Origin of the sequence: Pseudomonas sp. FSL R10-1350, assembly GCF_009600525.1 — a bacterium.
In the GTDB taxonomy this organism is placed as follows: Bacteria; Pseudomonadota; Gammaproteobacteria; order Pseudomonadales; family Pseudomonadaceae; genus Aquipseudomonas; species Aquipseudomonas helleri.
Genome location: NZ_WIVR01000200.1, coordinates 1 through 358, shown reverse-complemented (window position 1 = coordinate 358; position 358 = coordinate 1). Strand labels below are relative to the sequence as shown.

1 protein-coding gene is annotated in these 358 nt (G+C 64.5%); it reads left to right on the top strand.

Annotated elements, in window-relative coordinates; all coding sequences use genetic code 11:
- Positions 1 to 13 precede the first annotated feature (13 nt).
- On the top strand, positions 14 to 358 hold a 345-nt coding region (locus GHO25_RS25830; protein WP_256677341.1), incomplete at its 3' end, for a MobA/MobL family protein.

Here is a 358-nt window from a genome sequence, read left to right as displayed (position 1 = left end):
GATTGCCCAGGGCTTGGCTGATCGCTACGGCACAGCGGGAACGCTGGCCGTTCACCAGCCCGACCGAGAGGGCGACAACCGCAATCACCACGTCCATATCTTGATGACCACGCGCCGCCTTGATGCGTCGGGCCAGTTGGGCGAGAAGACCCGCGAACTGGACGACGTAAAGCGCGGCCCGCAAGAGGTGGAGTGGATACGGGCCATGATCGAGGGTCGAACCAACCAATCACTGGAGCGCGCCGGGCTTGAGGCGCGGGTGGATCGGCGTTCTTTGATTGAGCAGCGCGCCGCTGCGCTCGATGCCGGCGACATGGATCGAGCTGCGGAGCTGGATCGGCCGGCAACCCTTCATGAA